Source organism: Rapidithrix thailandica, from assembly GCF_039710355.1.
Lineage (GTDB): Bacteria > Bacteroidota > Bacteroidia > Cytophagales > Flammeovirgaceae > Rapidithrix > Rapidithrix thailandica.
Map to the genome: position 1 here is coordinate 407,012 of NZ_JBDKWZ010000005.1, position 18,937 is coordinate 425,948.

Consider the following 18,937-nt stretch of genomic DNA (forward strand, 5'->3'; position numbering starts at 1 on the left):
GCAAAGGCAGATATTACAATATCACCAAAAAAGTATTATACTTATATTTATACAATAAATAAGGTAATTTATGTCTATACAATCAGCTGCCGAATTAGACGGCATGAAGCAGGTTTGCGAAGCCGTCGGAATTACACTAAAAAAAATGCGGGAATACGCCCGGCCGGGGATGAGTACTTTGGAACTGGATGAATATGGTAGGGGGATTTTGGAATCCTTTGGAGCCAGTCCCGCTCCTAAAAAAGACTATAACTTTCCAGGTTGTGCATGTATCAGTGTGAATGATGAAGTAGCACATGGTATTCCTTCCAACCGGAAAATTTTAAAAGAAGGGGATTTGGTCAATGTTGACGTATCCGCTGAATTGAACGGGTATTATGGCGATAACGGAGGGTCGTTTATCTTAGGCGATGACATTCAACAACTGAACCCTTTGGTACAGGCTTCCCAGGAAATTCTGCATATGGCCATCCGTAGAATTAAAGGCGGGGTGAAAATTGCAGACCTTGGCGGGTTTATTGAGTTGGAAGCCAAAAAACGGGGTTTTAACGTGATTAAAAACCTGGCCGGACACGGCATCGGATTGAAGTTACACGAAGCTCCTCGTGAGATTCTTTGTTATAAAGACCGTTGGAACAAAGCGCGTTTCCGGAAAAATTCGGTCATTGCACTGGAAACTTTCATTTCTACCAAAGACCGGTATGCCTACGAGCAAGCTGACGGTTGGACACTGAAAACCAAAAACGGTTCTTTTGTCGCGCAACATGAGCATACCTTGTTAATCACCGACGATGAGCCTGTCATCTTAACTCATTCGAACGGTATTTAAATAAAAACAGGGGGGTAAAGCCAGTGAGAGTCAAGGAGGGATACGTTACACGGGAATAACCGGAAAATTTCCTATATTCAAACCTTGGATAAATTGCAACCGTATGTCTCAACTGCTGATTAAAAAAATTGAGCTTTACCCTTCTGAAATTCCGTTGAAGGCCCCCTTTATCACTTCTTTAGAGCAACTGGAATACGCTGCGAATGTCATTGTTCGCATCCATACCAACCACGGATTTATTGGATACGGTGAGTGCTCTCCGTTTAAAACTATTAATGGCGAAAGTATGGAAACGGGAATGGCAGTGGGACAATATTTGGCCAAAGCCCTGCTCCGTCAAAACCCTTTGGACCTAGAGGCTTGTTCGGCCTTGATGGACAAAGCAATTTATGGAAATTCTAGTATTAAAAGCGCCTTGGACATGGCCTTGTTTGATTTGGCGGCACAGCAGGCCGGTTTGCCTTTGTATGCTTTTTTAGGAGGAAATAACCGGAAGCCTTTAGTGACGGATTATACCGTTAGTTTGGATGAGCCAAGTAAAATGGCCCAAGACGCTCTACAAATAAAAGAGGCTGGTTTTTCTGTGATCAAAGTGAAATTGGGAGCCGGCGATGGCAGGGATGTAGAGCGTATTCGCTTGATCCGGGAGGTAATAGGAGAGAAAATTCCATTGCGTATTGATGCCAATCAAGGTTGGAATGTCCCTACAGCGATTAGTACATTACAAGCCTTGGCTCCTTATCATATACAACACTGTGAAGAGCCGATTCCCCGGTGGCTTTTTATGGATTTACCCAAGATAAAAGCACAAAGCCCTATCCCCATCATGGCCGATGAATCATGTTGTGATCATCATGATGCACAGCGTTTGATAGCACTGGATGCTTGTACATCGTTTAATTTGAAATTGGGAAAGTCTTCCGGCTTGCTCAAGGCCCAAAAGATTGTGAAGTTGGCGGAAGAGGCTGGTATGGAGATGCAAGTAGGCGGTTTTTTAGAGTCACGGCTGGCGTTTACCGCTTCGGCTCACTTGGCATTGAGTAGCGACCGTATTGTTTATTTTGATTTTGACACTCCACTCATGTTTGCTCAAGACCCTGTAGTAGGGGGGATGAGCTATCTGAAAAACGGAACGATCAAAATGCCTGAAGTTCCCGGCTTGGGAGCAAGCTTTGACGCTAGCTATCTTGAAAGTTTGGAAAAAGTAGTGATCGAATGATCCAATCAGTTGTAGCCTTAGTAAGTAAGGCCCGGTTCTGTAGCCGGGAAAATCGGAATAAATTGCTTTTGAGAATTAATTCATTCCGAAAAGTATCCTTCTCTCTCAAACTTCCTTATGTTATAATTCTCCTTCCCTTTTACTACCTTTATAACTTCTATGGACGATAAACTTGAAAAATGTATGAAAAAATTACCTTTACTAGCGTCTATGCTTGTGGGTGGAATGTTGCTGTGGCAATGCCAGGGAAATCAAAAGCAACAGGAATCCGCAAATGTAGAAACAGCTCCCCCGGTTCAACGGGCTACTTATGATTTTGAAGAAATGACAGATCCGGCAGAAGTACCTGCTGAAGAATGGCAAAAGGTAGAGGCCGGCTTGCTCGGTAGTGTCGCCAGTGTGGACGAACGCTATGCCAAAAGTTTTGTGCCAAAACTTACCCCGCAAACCCAATGGAAAGGCTTTGCTTGGAAAAACGAACGGGTGTATGCCCAGTTAGCTTTATGGACGAAAGAAGGAGCCAAAGCGGTAGAAATAGTACCCGGTGACCTCACTTCACAAGACGGTGCCACAATTGCTGCTTCCGCTATCCGTCCGGCTTTTTTGCGCTATGTCATGACCGATGAGTTTGCCGGTGGTTGTGGTTACCGCAAAAGCGTGGATTTTGACTCTTCCCTGGTAGCAGACGCCTTGGACGAACGTCAGTTTTTTGATATCGAACCTCAAAGTACAAGGCCTGTATGGTTGACTGTTAACGTACCCAATGAGGCAAAAGCGGGGGTTTATACCGGAACGGTCAAAGTACAATCGGAAGGGAACGAAGCGTTGAGTTTTGATTTGCAATTGGAAGTTGTGAACCAAACGGTACCCGAAGCAAAGGATTGGAATTTCTATCTGGACATTTGGCAGAATCCTTTTGCCGTGGCGCGCTTTCACGAAGTGGAGCTTTGGTCAAAAGAGCATTTTGATTTACTACGTCCCTTGTTGACCCGCTTGGCGGATGCAGGGCAAAAATGCATTACAACAAGTATCATTCATGCACCGTGGGGCGGACAAACCTACGATCACTTTGAAGCCATGATCGATTGGAAGAAAAAGAAAGACGGTACTTGGGCCTTTGATTATACTGCTTTCGACCGTTATGTGGAGTTTGCAATGGACTGTGGAATTACCAAAAGTATCAACTGTTACTCAATGGTGCCTTGGGGCAACCAATTCCGTTATTTTGACGAAGCTCTAAACGGGTACGACACTTTAACCTTAGTAGCCGGAAGTGAGGAGCACAATGCATATTGGACTCCTTTCCTGACGGATTTTAGAAAACACCTTTCGGAAAAAGGTTGGCTGGAGAAGACTTCCATTGCCATGGATGAACGCAAAGTGGAAGAAATGCAAGGGGCCATTAACCTGGTGAAAAGCATTGCTCCGGAAATCAAGATTGCTTTAGCGGGCACTTTTCATGAAGAGATTGAAGCCGATATCTATGATCTTTGTGTGGCTTCCCGGGAAACTTATGAAAAAAGTGTATTGACCGATCGCCCTATTGACAAGGACAAGATCACTACCTATTACGTTTGCTGTACGGAAGAATACCCTAACAATTTCTCTTTCTCTCCTCCGGCTCAATCGGCTTGGATCGGTTGGTATGCGGCTGCCAAAGGGTACAACGGTTTCTTGCGTTGGGCATACAACAGCTGGGTAAAAAATCCATTGCAAGACTCCCGTTTTAGAGCCTGGCCGGCTGGAGATACCTATTTTGTGTATCCGGGGAATATGAGTTCCATTCGTTTTGAGCGCTTACGGGAAGGCATCCAAGAGTATGAAAAAGTGCTGGTTTTATCCGAAAAATTCAAAAAAGAAAATAACCAGGAAGCCTTGAACAAACTCCAAAAAGCCTTGGATGTATTTGAAATCAAAAAGTTCGAAACCGTTTCAGGGGCTGAGATGGTTAACGAAGCCAAAGCGATTGTAGATGAACTTTCCAGAAGATAAAGATTTTTGTAAACGTATATCTTTTAAAAGCCTTTCCTCATACAGAACAGGAAAGGCTTTTAAGATTACAAGTTACTTCCATTAAATCCCAACTTCAGTAAATACTTCGCCTTGAGGGGCAAATAGCGACTGCCCGGCGGTCCACAACGTATGGTCAGTTTTCAAAATAAGTGTATACGTGGCTCCACCCATCACCTCTTTTACCTCACTCATCACTTGTTTGGGTTGGCTGACTAGGGTATTGAATGTTCCGTCTCCAAATTGTCCGTATTGGTTTCTTCCGGTGGCCCAAAGAGTATGGTCGGTTTTCAGAATCAAGGTATGATATTGACCGGTCACAACCGTCTTGACATCCGTCATGATTTGTTTTGGAGTATTGAGGTAGTTAGGGGTTGCTTTTTTATGAATGATAGCATACCCGTAATTAGAACTTGGTAAAATCATCCCGGCTTTGGCATCACCCAACTGTCCGTAATCATTTCTTCCGGTGGCCCAAAGAGTATGGTCCCTTTTCAAAATCATCGTATGGTCTACCCCTACAGCCACTTCTTTTACATCGGTCATAATTTTTTGAGGAGTACGAATTGCGTTGCGGGAAGAGCCAATTCCCAATTCCCCGTCCCAGTTATCGCCATAAGCCCAGAGGGAGTGGTCGGTTTTCAGAAAGAAGGTTCGCCCATGTTTGGTCTTTACCGTAAGTACTCCATCCATGATTTTTGAAAAATGCTCAGCCCCTTCTTTTGAGTTATTTATCCAGAGGGAATGGTCGGTTTTCAACATGAATACATGTTCTTCTCCAAGTACAAGCTTCTTTACCTCTGTCATAATTTTCTGGGGAATGTTTACGGATGACTTATTTGCTGCAAGGTCGAATTTCCCACAGACCCAAAGGGAATGGTCGGTTTTTAGCAGGAAAGTGCTTGCCTGGCCACATACTATGTCCTGTACGTTACTCATTACTTTTTGAGGGGTTTTGATAACCGGAGTCGTCCCCGTTCCTAACTGCCCCTTATGATTATTTCCCGTAGCCCAAAGGGTACCATCTGTTTTCAGAAGCATCATATGTTGATCACCCAATGCCACTTTCTTGACATCCGTCATGATTTCTTTGGGAATGCTAGTATTAGCAAGAGGTCCAAGCCCTAGTTGACCATGAATATTGCTGCCCAAACCCCAAAGCGTATTGTCACTTTGCAGAAGTAGAAGGTTTGAATATGTAGCAGAGATTTGTTTGAGATATACGATGGTAAAATCTTCTTGGCTGTTGAGGGTTTTTCCTTGAGTAGTAATGCTGATTTTTCCGGTAGATGCTCCTTGAGGCACCTGTACGGTAAGTGATGTTGGAGTCGCATCGATGACGGTGGCCGGAACACCGTTAAATTGAACGGAGTTGCTTTCGGGAAGCTTACTAAATCCAATACCTTTGAGGGTCACAGTCCTTCCTGTTTTTCCTTGTTTAGGATAAAACGCAATAAACTTAGGGGTGGTAGGACCGGCCTTATTTTCTGTTTGCTCCTCATTATGTGCAATACGCTCGGTAGCCCCTATATATACCACCCGGAACGTTGCAGTACTTTGGAGCATGTCGCCTTTTACCATTACCGTGATTTTCCCGCTGCTAGCATTATCGGGTACGAATACATCCAAGGTATTTTCGGAAGCTTGCGTAATGGAGGCTTTTACGCCATTGAACAACACGGTGTTTTCTTCGGGGTTTGTGCTGAACCCTTTTCCTTTGATAAGCACCCGGGTTCCGACAAATCCTTTGTTAGGATAGAAGCTGAGCGAAGTGGGGGAGGAGGAAAGAGACCTGGTTTTACATGCATTGATGAAAAAAGCACAACTTATAAAAAGTATAAAGGCCCTGCTTGGGAGTAATGGTAGCTGGTTCATTTGGTTTAAGGTTGATTTCTTAGTAAAGAAAATGCTAATTTATTATACAAACAAATAAGTATTAAATTGGCTGAGTGATGTGGCCTGCAGGTGTATGATTTGCAAGTTTGAAATTTTCTTGCTTTGTCAATTGCTTCGAGGAAAGACGGGAGTATCTTTGTTGCTTCCGATAGTAGTATGGTAAGAATTAGTAAATAATAAAATTTGATGAACCCGGAAAGCTTGAACCATCCCACCCCCAATCATTATGTCATCGAAAATTTTTCCATTTCAGAGCTGAATAGTGTCTTTATAGAAAATCATAGTGCAGCGTCTGTCACAGCGGATTTATTTAGTGCAGATGATATCCTTCCGCAACAAATTGAACTCAACTTCGGGCTTTTTCACAAACCTTCTCTTGTATTAGGGTCTCCTATCGTAAGCGTAAGTTTGCTTCGAAATACATTGCTTCTCTCATGTACTTGTGCTGAACCTCGAAACAAACTTTGCAAGCACCAGGCACAAGTGCTATATGAACTAAAAGACAGGGAATACTTTCGGATTTTCTTTGATGAATCGCTGCGTCAGGAAAAATTGAGAGCTTTTGCCATAGACTACGGTTTGGAACAGGAGGTAGACCTGGACGAATTCTTTCAACTGGAGTACACGCACAAATCCGTGAAAATCCACCCTAAGTTGAAGGGTTTGTATCCTGTCAACCGGTCGAGTCAGGAACGCTTCGAGTCGGAGTTTTTACCGCTGTCATCGCCTTCTTTGCCCAAAACTGATTCGGGGCAAAAGATTGTCGTCATTGGAAAGCATAAGTACTATGACCAGTTGCATGTACAGCTTTTTGAAGCGCAAACAACAAAAGCAGGAAAGTTAAAAAATCCATTGAATCCCATAGATCCTTTGGACAGTATCTGGAAAATTGAGAACAGTGAGGAAATTAAGTTTTATTCCTCCATTTCCAGGTTTCAACATAATTATGAAAAATCGGAAAAGGACAGGGAGGGCTTGAAAGCGTTGGTGAAAAACCCGGCGGGGCTGGCCATTTATTTTCACAAAAGAGAAGTCTCTGATAAAATTACTGCCAAATCACTGGTGCCGGTAAGTTTGCAAAGTCTGCCGGCAGACTTGGAGCTTTCCGTTAAGCGGAAGGGGGATTTTTTTGAGGTATCGGGAAAACTACTACTTGAAGATCAGTTATTGGGCTTGAAAAACCTCAAAATTAAATTCGATTATTTTTTACAGATACGACAAACACTTTATGTGATTGAAGATCCTGTTTTTTTACAAATCCTTCATTTTTTCAAAAAGAATAATGAAATCATTCTGATTCATACATCCAAGTTCGAAGAGTTTCAAGAACGAATTCTTTCAAAGTTGGAGCACAAAGTCCGGGTACACTATGCGTATGTAAAGCCGGCTACGGAAAAGCAATTGGAAGAGGGTGGTTTTGACCAACCCACAGAACAAATTATCTATTTGTCAGATTTACAGGACTATGTAGAATTGACACCTGTGATGCGGTATGGCCTTACGGAGGTTCCGGTGCTTTCCAAAAAACAGGTGCATGGAAAGGATCAAGCGGGAAATTATTTTGCCGTGGACAGGAACAAAGAACAGGAAGATCGCTTGATTGCCACCTTGCTGAGACAACACCCGGATTTTGACGAACAATTGGAGGGAGAATCTTTTTATTTACACCGGAACAAGTTTTTGGAAGATGCCTGGTTTTTGGGAACCATGGAAGAATGGGCCCGAATGGGGGTAAGAGTATTGGGATTCAGTACATTGAAAAATAACAAATACAATCCCAACAGGGCTAAAATTTCTGTCAACGTCATCAGTGAAGTGAATTGGTTTGAAACGACTGTAAAAGCACAGTTCGGTGAGCAAATCGCTCCGTTGAAACAGTTGTATAAAGCGGTCCGCAACAAAAGTAACTATGTACAACTGGATGATGGAACGGTGGGGATTTTACCTGAAGAATGGGTAAAGAAATTTTCAAACTATTTTGAAGCCGGGGAGCTTGTCAAAGAACGTATCCGGACGCCAAAAGTCAATTTTACGGATATTGCTGACCTATATGAACAAGCCATGCTGGCTACCCCTGTACAACAGGAGTTGGGCATGCTCCGGGAAAAAATTGCTGCGTTTGAAGCCGTTCCTTCCGTAAAAGTACCGGAAGACTTGAAAGCAACACTTCGCGACTATCAAAAACAGGGTTTAAATTGGCTAAACTTTCTGGACGATTTCAACTTTGGTGGATGCTTGGCGGATGATATGGGTTTGGGGAAGACAGTCCAGGTGATTGCCTTTCTTTTATCACAAAGGGAAAAGGTTTCACAAAATACCAACTTGGTAGTGCTGCCTACCTCCTTAATTTTTAATTGGCAGGTCGAAATAGCTAAATACGCTCCTTCTATCAAGGTTTTGACCGCTTACGGACCGGGGAGGGTACAAAATTGCGATTTGTTTGGAAACTATGAAGTGATTCTGACTACGTATAATACCCTGCTCTCAGACATACGCTTCTTAAAAAAATATCACTTTAATTATATCATTCTGGATGAATCACAAGCGATTAAAAACCCGGAGTCGCAACGGTACAAAGCCGCATGTTTGCTACAGTCCCGCAACAAAATCGTTATGACCGGGACCCCACTGGAAAACAATACGTTTGATCTCTACGGACAGCTTTCTTTTGCTTGTCCGGGTTTGTTCGGAAGTAAACATCGCTTCAAAGGCATTTATTCCAGCCCGATAGACAAGTTCAAAAACAGTAAAAGAGCCAAAGAACTTCAGCAAAAAATCAGTCCTTTTATTTTGCGTAGAACAAAACAACAGGTAGCCCAAGAACTTCCGGAAAAAACAGAGGTAGTCATTTATTGTGAAATGGGTACCGAACAGCGAAAGATTTACGAAGCGTATAAAAAGGAGTACCGCGATCTGTTGTTAGAAGAAATTGAAGACACTATCCAAAAGCAAAGCTTACATGTATTGCAGGGGCTAACCAAACTCCGGCAAATTTGCAATTCCCCGGCAATTTTGAGTGATGATCGGTTTTATGGGAGTCCTTCTGCTAAAATTGAAGTGCTGATGGAAGAAGTTGAAAACAAGGCAAACAGGCATAAGATTCTGATTTTTTCTCAATTTGTGACGATGTTGGATCTGATTAAAGAAGAGTTGGCCCAAAGGAAGATACAATATGAATACCTTACGGGACAAACTCAAAACAGAGCCGACCGGATAGAAACATTTCAAAAGAACCGGGAGGTCCGGGTGTTTCTCATCAGCTTAAAAGCCGGAGGAACCGGTTTGAACCTTACCGAAGCAGACTATGTGTATTTGGTGGATCCTTGGTGGAATCCCGCGGTTGAAAACCAGGCCATTGACCGCAGCCACCGGATCGGGCAAACGAAAAATGTGGTAGCCGTCCGTTTGATTTGTCCGGATACTATCGAAGAAAAAATTATGCAATTGCAAGCGAGAAAAAACTCCTTAGCCACCGAACTGGTAAAAACGGACCGTTCAATGATGAAATCTCTTTCCAAAGAAGAACTGCTGGCTTTGTTTGAGTAGGGGCAGCACCTGGCTGTGTATTGCTCGCAGAGCTGTTATTTTTCAACGATAACCCCAGACAGGGGGGCATTTGTATATTTGTTTCTAAAAATTTCTATATTAGTAAGAGAATCGCAGCACAGTAACTAACTGAATCAAATTACTTTGAACTAGTCTTATTAATATAAAAATGAACAGGGAAGCACAGTCACACCCATCCGCTGCACTGACTATTCGATTAAAGAAAGGAGAGTTGTCGGCTTTGCGAGAGATTTATCTGAAGCATTATGATTCGTTTCGTCAGATAGCAACTGCTTACCTCAAGTCTACAGCCGAGGCGGAAGATGTACTACAGGAAGCCTTCATCAAATTATGGGAAAAGCGACACCTTCTCAAGAGCGAGCGCTCTTATGAAGGGTACCTGTTTATGATTTTAAAAAATACCATGGTGAGTGCTTTGCGGGCCAGGGCCAAGGAAGTCCTGCAAAGAGATTTTTCACATATGTCACTGAGTCATACTTCTACCGAAGAGCAGATCCACTACCGTGAATTATCAAATCGCCTGGAAAAAGCAGTAGATAACCTTCCTCCCAAGCGAAAACAGGTGTTTAATTTGAAAAGACAACAAGGACTTACCAACAAACAGATTTCGGAAAAATTGGGCATTTCAACACAAATGGTCGAAAAACAACTGAAGCTTGCAAAGCAAACCCTTAAACTTTCTCTCAGCGAAGAAATCCCCGTTTTATCGTTGCTATTGTTGTTGAGTTTTATTGGATAAACGTAGAAACTTCCATCACTGCCAGTTCTATTTCTTTGTGTCCTATTGTATCTATGTGGTTCAATATTTTTGAAAGCACAGTAGGAACATAGAGAACAATAGGAGTTTTCATCACAACCGGTTTTATTTCTCTGTGTCCTATTGTGTCTATGTGGTTCAAAAATTTAAAAAAAAAATTGACTGGGAGGTTGGGTAAAGACAGGGGCTCTGCGTATTTAAATTACTTTCATTGAAATTGCTCTGTTCACAGACTGATATATACATAAGCAAACCTTTGTAATGAAGCAAGAAGAAATTATCGGATTACTAAAAAAGTATAAAGAAAACCGCTGTACCCCTGAGGAATATCACAAAGTGTACACTTGGATGAATAAGGCAGAAAACGAAAAGTTGTTAGGGGAAATTTTGGAGAATGAGATAGGAGGGAAATCCGGACAGGAAAGTGAGTTTCAAGGGGCAGAAGAAGAGAAAGAAGCATTATGGAATAAGATTCAGAAGGAAGTACGGAATACTCCTTATGGTTTGAAAAAACAAACACAAACCCGGCGAAAGGAACGAAGCAGAAGCATTGTCTCCGGTACCTATCAAGTGGCCGCTGCTGTTGCGCTGTTAGTTATTTCTTTGAGTCTTGCTTTATACCATTTCAATCACCAAGAAGAAGAAGTATTCGTAAAGCCTTTGGTGATGAAAGAGACCCGGACGCTTGCCGGTCAAAAAAAGGATGTGGTTTTGGCGGATGGCACCAAAGTAAAGTTAAATGCACGATCCTCCTTGCGTTTTCCGGAAAATTTCCAGGATACCGGAGAGCGAAGGGTTTACTTGACAGGAGAAGCTTTTTTTGAAGTGACTGAAAACGCGGAAAAGCCTTTTGTAGTGGTGAGTAACCAAACGAAAACCAAGGTGTTGGGAACGACTTTTAACGTGAATGCCCAGCCTGGTGATAATAATATATATATAGCTTTGGTAACCGGGAAGGTGTTGGTAGAAATGGAAGATACGCATTCCTTTTTACAGCCGGATCAAATGGTGACAGTAAATATTGCAGAGGGGAAAATGGCGACTTCCGGATTTGACAAAGAGGAAATATTGGGTTGGAAAGAAGGGAAAATCGTCTTTAGGGAAGCGGGAATCGAGACGGTGGTTCAGGAGTTGGAAAAATGGTATGGGGTGGAGTTTACCTTAAAGGGAACCATGCCGAAAGGGACGATTAGTGCCGTATACGATAAAGTTTCATTAAAGAAAATACTGGAAGGAATCAGTTTTACCTATCGGTTTTCTTATGATATCGAAGATAAAAAAGTAATTATTCAATTTAAATAATCTGGCCTATGAAGCAGATAAATACAAGTTAATACCACACAGTTTACGAGCAAAAAAACTGGAATGTAAATGGAACATCTTGGGGAAGGGCTCCATACATTCCAGCCGGAATTTTAAACGAATCATTCATTTAAAACTTAGTAAAAATATGAAATGGAAATTACTAAGACAAATCCTCTTTATGTCTAAACTATCCCTATACGGCTTGTTTTTACAATGTTTGCTTGCCGGTATGTTAATGGCCAATTCGGGGAATGGCCAATCCAAAAGTATAGAGCAGATCCATCTTTCGCTTGACTTGAATGATACCAGGTTGAGTGATGCCATTTCCGCGTTGCAACAAAAGACCGGGTTTGAATTTGTGTATTTAAGCAATAGCTTTCGCACGAATCAAAAAATCTCTTTGAATAAAACCAATGAATCTTTGGCGAATATTCTTAGGGAAATAAACCGGGCCACCGGATATAATTTCAAACGGGTCAACGAAAAGATATACATCAGTAAGAATTTCAGAACGAAAGATATACCGGTCAATGCAGTCTCGGAAGTACAACAAGAAGTGACTATTTCAGGAACGGTGACTTCCACAGAAGACGGAGCCCCCTTGCCTGGAGTGAGTATCTTGGTAAAAGGAACTACCAAAGGAACGACTACAGACTTTGAAGGCCGTTATAAATTATCTGCCCCGGAGAATGCCACCTTGATTTTTAGCTTTATCGGCTATCAAACCCAAGAAATCGCCATCGGTAGTCAGTCTACCATCAACCTGACCATGAAACCGGATATATCACAACTGGACGAAGTAGTAGTGGTAGGATACGGGGTGCAAAAGAAATCGGATATCACCGGTTCGGTAGGTACGGTAGGTTCCGAAGAACTGTTGAAAGGACCGGTCAATAATGTGATGCAAGGCTTGCAAGGAAAAGTAGCCGGAGTCAATGTTTTTCTGAATTCAGGCTCTCCTACCAGTAGCCCCAGAATATTGATCAGGGGATTGGGTACGATTAACTCCTCTTCTTCCCCCTTGTTTGTAGTGGATGGAGTAGTGATGGAAGATATCCAGTTCTTGAATCCCAATGATATTGAGAGTATGGAAGTATTGAAAGACGCTTCTGCCACCGCGATTTATGGTTCCAGAGGTGCCAATGGGGTCATTTTGGTGTCTACCCGTAAGGGTTCCAAAACCGAAGGGATGACCATTGGTTACGATGGCTTTGTCAGCATCGGACAATTGCGGAAAAAAATGGACTTGTTAAATGCCAAAGAATGGTTGGAAGTAGTGGAAACAGGGATGGACAATTCGCCTAAATACAATCCAAGCTCCAATCCGGTATTTACCAAAAACGATCCGAATTTATTTGACGAGAACGGGAACCCCTTATACGATACGGATTGGCAAAAAGAAGCCACCCGTACAGCCGTTTCGCATAACCATCAACTATCCATTCAACAGAGAGGTGAGAGTTCTTCCTACGGAGCTTTTTTAAACTACTCGGATATGGAAGGAATTATGTTGAACAACTACCTCAAAAGGCTGAATGGAAAAATTGCTTACGAAGGCAGTCCAAAAAAATGGTTGACCGTAGGATTGACCCTATTGGCAAATCATACGGAAGAGAACTCTTTTGAAGAAGGGGGAGGGCATCAAATGCCAAGAAGAACAATGATCGAAATGCCTCCGATCTTTCCTGTAAAATTTCCGGACGGTACCTGGAGTAACAGCCAGATGATTGAAGATCCTTATAACCTGGAAGCGATGGCTAACCCGGTACACGTATTGGAAACCCAAGACCGGAAGCGGGAACGCACACAACTTTTCGGAAATGCCTACTTGGTGTTCCATTTGGCCGATGGCTTGGATTTCAGAACACAGTTTGGTTTTGACAAGCACAACCGGGTGTTTGAAGATTATAGCCCTACCGATTTGACCAATATCTCCGCACCTTTGGGATCTGCCGGTTTATCCAACGGAAGGCTTTTGTACTGGCAACAAGAAAACTTCCTTTCTTATAACAAAGAGATTGGTGACCATCGCTTCAACGGAGTATTGGGACTCAGTTGGCAAAAGCGGGTTTCCAAAGATTTTAATGTTAGTGCCAAAGGATTTACAGACGATTTCTTCAAATACAATAAAATCCAGTCTGCCAGTGAGCCGGGAGCGCCTTCTTCAGGTTACTCGGAATGGGCGATGAACTCTTACTTCCTCAGAGCCGGCTATACGTTTAAAGACAAATACATGATTACGTTGACGGGACGGGTAGACGGTTCATCCAGGTTTGGAGAAGATAATAAATTCGGTTTCTTCCCTTCAATGGGTGTGGGATGGATGGTTTCTAACGAGCCTTTCCTGGAAAACTCCTCCTTGGTTGACCAACTGAAATTACGGGCAAGTTATGGAGTTACCGGTAGCACGGAAATTCCCGTGTATCAATCTTTAGCCACGGTAGTTTCGGGAACAGTATTGATGAACGGTTCCAGGGTGACGGACAGCTATGTAACCCGTTTGGCCAATCCTAGTTTGGAATGGGAAAAAACCAAACAGTTTGACATCGGGATGGAGATTGGAATGTTGAACAACCGCATCCAACTGGAGTTAGACTATTACTACAAGCTGACAACCGATATCTTATTGGATAAACCGATTCCGATGACCACCGGATTCGGTGGGGTAAGAGATAATATTGCCTCCGTATCCAACAAAGGGATTGAAGCGTTATTAACGACTGTCAACATTGACAATACCAATTTTTATTGGGAGTCCAACCTGAATTTCAATTTTAACCGAAATACTATTGAAAAGTTGGGTGAGAATGACGAGGACATCTTCCCGGGGCCTTGGTGGGTATCCGGTAGCCAGACGATTTTGCGAGTAGGCGAGCCTCTCAGTTCTTTTTGGGGGTATCAACGTTTAGGCGTTTGGGGTACTGATGAGGCCGATGAGGCGGCTAAAGTCGGACGCTTGCCAGGTGAAGCAAAACGTTCCGCAGACCCTACCATCATTGGTAACGGATTGCCTAAATGGACCGGTAGTTTTGTCAACACCTTCCGCTATAAAAACATTGACTTATCCATCGACTTACAGTTTGTTTACGATGTGGATATCTTACAACAATATTATCATTCCACAGAAGACCGTTCGGGAATTGCCAACGGCTTGCGTACCATCCTGACTGACGGCTGGACTGAAGACAACCAAAACACCATGGTACAGCAAATCCGGAACCAGGCGTATGGCGGACAAAACAGTGAGATCGACAGTCACTGGGTGGCAGACGGTTCTTACCTGAGAGGTAACCTCTTTACCTTGGGATACTCTTTTGACGATAAAGTCCTTTCCAAGCTCAAGTTGAAAAAACTGAGAATTTACGGAAGTGTGCAAAATGCCTTTGTCATTCATTCGAAGGACTTTCAGGGCTTGGATCCTGAGGCGACTTCTTGGGGAGGCAACCAATGGGGACAAAATATTTTCTTCTTCCAGTATCCCCGCCCCCGCACATTTACCCTTGGTGTAAACTTACAATTCTAAAAAGGAGGATGATATGAAATACTTGAATATATTAATGGTAATCAGCCTGCTGCTGACAGGCGCTTCTTGTTCTGATTTCCTGGAAGAAAAACCTAGAGACGAAATCAGTCTGGATCAGTTTTTTACAGAACCCGGTCATGCGGAAAATGCGGTGAACTCTTTGTACCGGAACGGGGCCCCCAACATGTATTTGGACGGTGGGGTCTATAATGGGAAAAAAGTGATGTTGACCCAGTATTTGTCGGGCTTCTTCGACAATGAATACAAAGGGCAGGAACCTCATATTCAACATGCACAGCAATTGACTCTGAACGGATCGAACCTGGATGATTATATGGCAGGTATCTGGTCTTCCCTTTATACCGGGATTGCCCGTGCCAACAATGCGATCAAGTACATTCCTACCACTCCGGGGCTTACCGAAGCGCAGTCCAACAGACTTTTGGGCGAAGCAAAATTTTTCAGAGCCTTCGCTTATTATTTCTTGGTACGCTTGTATGGTGAAGTCCCCTTGGTTACCGAGCCTTACGAGTCCTTGGATAATTTATTTGTATCGCAGAGTTCGGTAGCCGATGTGTATCAATTGATTACCGATGATTTGAAGTTTGCCGTAAATGAGGGCGGTTTGCCACAAGCGGCCATGGTGAACAACGGTTATCGCATTACCCAAGGGGTGGCGGCTACCTTATTGGCGGAAGTATACCTGAACATGAGCGGGTATCCCTTACAGGATAATAAATTCGGTGAAGCGGCTGCCATGGCCAAAAAAGTGATTGAAAGCGGGGTGTACTCCCTGACCCAACATTCCTATGACAATGGAGGAAATTTGATTCCGGAAGAAAGTGCCTACAACAAAATCCGTAAAGAACAGGCCTTGGCCAATGAGTACATTTATCATTTGGAATATTTCATCGGTATTTCCACTACGGTGTTTCCGCAATGGTCTTACCCGGTGTCTTTTGCTTCTGAAGTAAAGTATGCCATTACCAACGGAGGTTATCAGCCGGTAGATGAGTTTGTATGGGGATATGATGCCGACAACGATTTGCGTATTCAGAATAAACAATATTTCCACAATACCTACGAAGACGGCGAAGGAAATACAGTAGAATTTCCCATGACACCGTACATCTGGCACGATGACGATGCCATATTTGAAACGGCTAACTCCGGCAAGGACCTGCGGGCATACGGCTATTCCGATATTTTGCTGATTGCGGCTGAGGCAGTAGCCAAATCCGAAGGGGTGACGGCCGAAGCCGTGGATTACCTGGCCCAGGTAAGAAGCCGGGCGTATTGGAAAATGGATAAAGCGGATATCGTGAACCACCTGAGTGGGTTGACAGTGGATGAGTTTGTGGAAGAAGTTTGGAAAGAGCGGTACAGAGAGTTGGTCTTTGATTTTAAACTATGGTTTGACATTGCCAGAACCCGTAAATTTCCTACCTCCACGGAAAATGGAAACGGGGCAATTTCTTTTGTGGATTTTGTCGGGCAATCCAACTCCTGGGGAAAAACATTTGAAGCAAAACACCTGCTTTTGCCTTTGCCTGAAAGAGAACTGCAAAGAAATCCTAACTTGATCCAAAACGAAGGATATTAATAACTATACCGTCCAATTAACATAAAAATAGAGCTTGGTTAAAATCCCTGCCCCTTCTATCGGGCGGGGATTTTTTTTCGAAAAAAACAGGCTTGTGTAAGTAACCGGAGAAATTTTATGGAAACGGAATTGTGTCGGCAGGGAGAATAGGGGCCAAGCAAAGGTTTGCATTTGAATTCATGAAAAAAAATATCAACTTAGAATTTGACTAACTGGGTACAGGGTTTGAATTAAGTAGCTATTGAAAATGAAAAAATATGATCCGGTAACCTCTCCTTCAAATGCCAACGCAAATCTTCAACAGAAAGAAAAACATTTTCTTCAGGGTAAAACCGATTTGGAAATTTGGCGGCAGTTCAAAAAAGGAAACGAGGGAGCGTTTAACTATATCTATCAAACGTATTTTTCGGAACTCTTCCGGTATGGGCATCGCTTCACGCAAGATCGCGAACTCATCAAAGATGCCATTCAGGATTTGTTTATCGAATTGCGTAAGAGCAGTACTAACCTTGCCGATACCGACTCCATCAAGTTTTACCTCTATAAATCCCTCCGTTGGAAAATTCAGCTGTATAGTAAGAAAAATGCAAAGTTCCTTTTGGTTCAGGAGCCTTCTGAGGATTGGCACTTTGACATTGTTTTTTCCCACGAAGTCCAGTTGATTAACCGGCAAATTTCCGAAGAACGTATACAGCATTTACAAAAGGCCTTACAAACATTACCCAAGCGCCAGAAAGAAGCCCTGTATTATTTCTATTATGAAAGTATGACGTATGAAGAGGTTGCGGGCATTATGGACTTGGATCATGTGAAGTCAGCCCGGAACCTGATTTACAAATCGCTCAAAACCTTGAAAAAAGAAATCCCTTTACTGCCTATGGCGATACTGTTGATTGTGTTTTTCTATGATTTTTTTGTTTGTTAACCGCTTGTATATTAGATTTTTGTCTGTTTTTTGTGAAAAAAATAAAAAAAAGTGATGTCATTTCACTAAGGTGTTCCATTAGTAAGTAGAAGGAAAGCCATCAGTGACCCAATGAAATACACAGACTATACCTTAGAAGATTTTTTACAAGATGAGTACTTTGTCCAATGGGTGAAAAAACCGGGCGAAGAAGCCGAGTTTTTTTGGCAATCCTGGTTGGCTAATCATCCCGAAAAAGCAAAGTTATTAGCGCAGGCAAAGGAAATAATCCTGCGGATGGAATTTCCTGAAAAGACCGTAGTTCAACCCTCCGAAGAAGAAATAACCGCCGTTTTCAATAATATTTTAGCGCAAAATTACTCTGGAAGGCAAGCCTCGAAAGCGCCCGTACACAGAAGGCTCAATGGCCAACCTTCATGGAACAATTGGTTGAAAATAGCGGCTGTGTTTCTTTTGCCTGTGTTTGGAGTACTGTTGTGGAGAAATTACTCTCAACAAAACTCGAATGAGTTACAAGGGGCAGTAGAGTGGGTGATCAAAGAAAACCCTATAGGGCAGAAGTCGGAGTTCAAATTGCCGGATGGCTCTAAAATACATTTGAATGCTGCCAGTAAGCTGCGTTTTCCCAAGCAGTTTTCCGATACGCTACGCCTCGTGTATTTGGAAGGCGAGGCTTTTTTTGAGGTGGAAAAGGAAGTCGACAGACCCTTTATCGTACAGGCGAAAAGCTTATGTACAAAGGTATTGGGGACTTCTTTTAATATTAGGGATTATCCTGAAGATGGGGTAAAAAAAATAGCTTTGTTGACGGGGAAAGTAGAGGTGTATAACAATGCAAACACGGGCTTGGAAAGCAAAGAAGTATTGCGGCCCAAAGAAATGTTGCACTATGATAGCCAAAAACATGCTTATACCAAACACTCCTTTGATCCCGGCAAAGTGTTGGCCTGGCACTACGGGCGGTTATTCTTTGAGAAAGAGAGTTTTGATAAGGTTATTCCCGAACTGGAGCGTTGGTATGGTGTGCAAATCCATTGTGAATCCCCTCAAATTTTACAAGGAAAATTTACCGGAGAATTTACCAACCAAAGTCTGGAAGTGGTGCTAAAAGTGATGGGTGGAACAAGTAACTTTCACTTTGATATTACCGGTAAGTCGGTGAGAATATATTAACTAAATTTCATCAAACAGAATATGCCTATGGAAAATGAAAAAATACAAAAAGCCGGCATCACCACAACACCGGCTTAACGTCTTGTTCAGACATGTTACCGCTTTCCCGTTGGCAGACGGTTAAGCGACC

At 42.8% G+C, this 18,937-nt stretch carries 11 protein-coding genes; 10 read left to right on the plus strand and 1 reads right to left on the minus strand.

The features are described from left to right. Positions 1-70 precede the first annotated feature (70 nt). The 3 genes from map (at position 71) to AAG747_RS11215 (ending at position 4,040) form a co-directional block, all read left to right on the plus strand. Positions 71-829, plus strand: a complete 759-nt coding sequence (map, locus tag AAG747_RS11205) for a type I methionyl aminopeptidase (RefSeq protein WP_346821258.1) — start codon at positions 71-73, stop codon at positions 827-829. 103 nt (positions 830-932) lie between these two features. Further along, entirely contained in the window at positions 933-2,048 is a 1,116-nt protein-coding gene (locus tag AAG747_RS11210) for a mandelate racemase/muconate lactonizing enzyme family protein (protein ID WP_346821259.1), read from the plus strand. A 183-nt stretch (positions 2,049-2,231) separates the two neighbouring features. Beyond that, on the plus strand, positions 2,232-4,040 hold the full coding sequence (locus AAG747_RS11215) for a DUF4091 domain-containing protein (protein ID WP_346821260.1): 1,809 nt from the start codon (positions 2,232-2,234) through the stop codon (positions 4,038-4,040). Positions 4,041-4,121: 81 nt separating this feature from the next. Here the strand turns inward: AAG747_RS11215 and AAG747_RS11220 are convergent, their stop codons facing one another. Next, complete coding sequence (locus tag AAG747_RS11220) at positions 4,122-5,933, minus strand: IPT/TIG domain-containing protein (protein WP_346821261.1); 1,812 nt, start codon at positions 5,931-5,933, stop codon at positions 4,122-4,124. A 207-nt stretch (positions 5,934-6,140) separates the two neighbouring features. On the opposite strand from AAG747_RS11220, the gene AAG747_RS11225 reads away from it, so the two are divergent. The 7 genes from AAG747_RS11225 to AAG747_RS11255 all read left to right on the plus strand — a co-directional run bounded on the left by AAG747_RS11225 (position 6,141) and on the right by AAG747_RS11255 (position 18,807). Continuing rightward, a complete protein-coding gene (locus tag AAG747_RS11225; protein ID WP_346821262.1) occupies positions 6,141-9,500 on the plus strand; it encodes a DEAD/DEAH box helicase in 3,360 nt (1,119 codons plus the stop codon). Positions 9,501-9,669: 169 nt separating this feature from the next. Then, entirely contained in the window at positions 9,670-10,260 is a 591-nt protein-coding gene (locus AAG747_RS11230; protein WP_346821263.1) for an RNA polymerase sigma factor, read from the plus strand. Positions 10,261-10,539: 279 nt separating this feature from the next. After that, on the plus strand, positions 10,540-11,580 hold the full coding sequence (locus tag AAG747_RS11235; protein WP_346821264.1) for a FecR family protein: 1,041 nt from the start codon (positions 10,540-10,542) through the stop codon (positions 11,578-11,580). 148 nt (positions 11,581-11,728) lie between these two features. Next, entirely contained in the window at positions 11,729-15,106 is a 3,378-nt protein-coding gene (locus AAG747_RS11240; protein ID WP_346821265.1) for a SusC/RagA family TonB-linked outer membrane protein, read from the plus strand. Between the two features lie 13 nt (positions 15,107-15,119). Further along, complete coding sequence (locus tag AAG747_RS11245; RefSeq protein WP_346821266.1) at positions 15,120-16,709, plus strand: RagB/SusD family nutrient uptake outer membrane protein; 1,590 nt, start codon at positions 15,120-15,122, stop codon at positions 16,707-16,709. A 247-nt stretch (positions 16,710-16,956) separates the two neighbouring features. Next, a complete protein-coding gene (locus AAG747_RS11250; RefSeq protein ID WP_346821267.1) occupies positions 16,957-17,634 on the plus strand; it encodes an RNA polymerase sigma factor in 678 nt (225 codons plus the stop codon). 111 nt (positions 17,635-17,745) lie between these two features. Then, on the plus strand, positions 17,746-18,807 hold the full coding sequence (locus tag AAG747_RS11255) for a FecR family protein (RefSeq protein ID WP_346821268.1): 1,062 nt from the start codon (positions 17,746-17,748) through the stop codon (positions 18,805-18,807). The last annotated feature ends 130 nt before the right edge of the window (positions 18,808-18,937 follow it).

What these genes read in the sequence shown, in the direction of transcription:
- AAG747_RS11240 (WP_346821265.1), top strand. Translation starts at nt 11,729, where the DNA reads ATGAAATGGAAATTACTAAGACAAATCCTCTTTATGTCTAAACTATCC.
- AAG747_RS11255 (WP_346821268.1), top strand. Translation starts at nt 17,746, where the DNA reads ATGAAATACACAGACTATACCTTAGAAGATTTTTTACAAGATGAGTAC.
- AAG747_RS11210 (WP_346821259.1), top strand. Translation starts at nt 933, where the DNA reads ATGTCTCAACTGCTGATTAAAAAAATTGAGCTTTACCCTTCTGAAATT.
- AAG747_RS11220 (WP_346821261.1), bottom strand. Translation starts at nt 5,933, where the DNA reads ATGAACCAGCTACCATTACTCCCAAGCAGGGCCTTTATACTTTTTATA.
- AAG747_RS11215 (WP_346821260.1), top strand. Translation starts at nt 2,232, where the DNA reads ATGAAAAAATTACCTTTACTAGCGTCTATGCTTGTGGGTGGAATGTTG.
- AAG747_RS11245 (WP_346821266.1), top strand. Translation starts at nt 15,120, where the DNA reads ATGAAATACTTGAATATATTAATGGTAATCAGCCTGCTGCTGACAGGC.
- AAG747_RS11230 (WP_346821263.1), top strand. Translation starts at nt 9,670, where the DNA reads ATGAACAGGGAAGCACAGTCACACCCATCCGCTGCACTGACTATTCGA.
- AAG747_RS11250 (WP_346821267.1), top strand. Translation starts at nt 16,957, where the DNA reads ATGAAAAAATATGATCCGGTAACCTCTCCTTCAAATGCCAACGCAAAT.
- AAG747_RS11235 (WP_346821264.1), top strand. Translation starts at nt 10,540, where the DNA reads ATGAAGCAAGAAGAAATTATCGGATTACTAAAAAAGTATAAAGAAAAC.
- AAG747_RS11225 (WP_346821262.1), top strand. Translation starts at nt 6,141, where the DNA reads ATGAACCCGGAAAGCTTGAACCATCCCACCCCCAATCATTATGTCATC.
- map (WP_346821258.1), top strand. Translation starts at nt 71, where the DNA reads ATGTCTATACAATCAGCTGCCGAATTAGACGGCATGAAGCAGGTTTGC.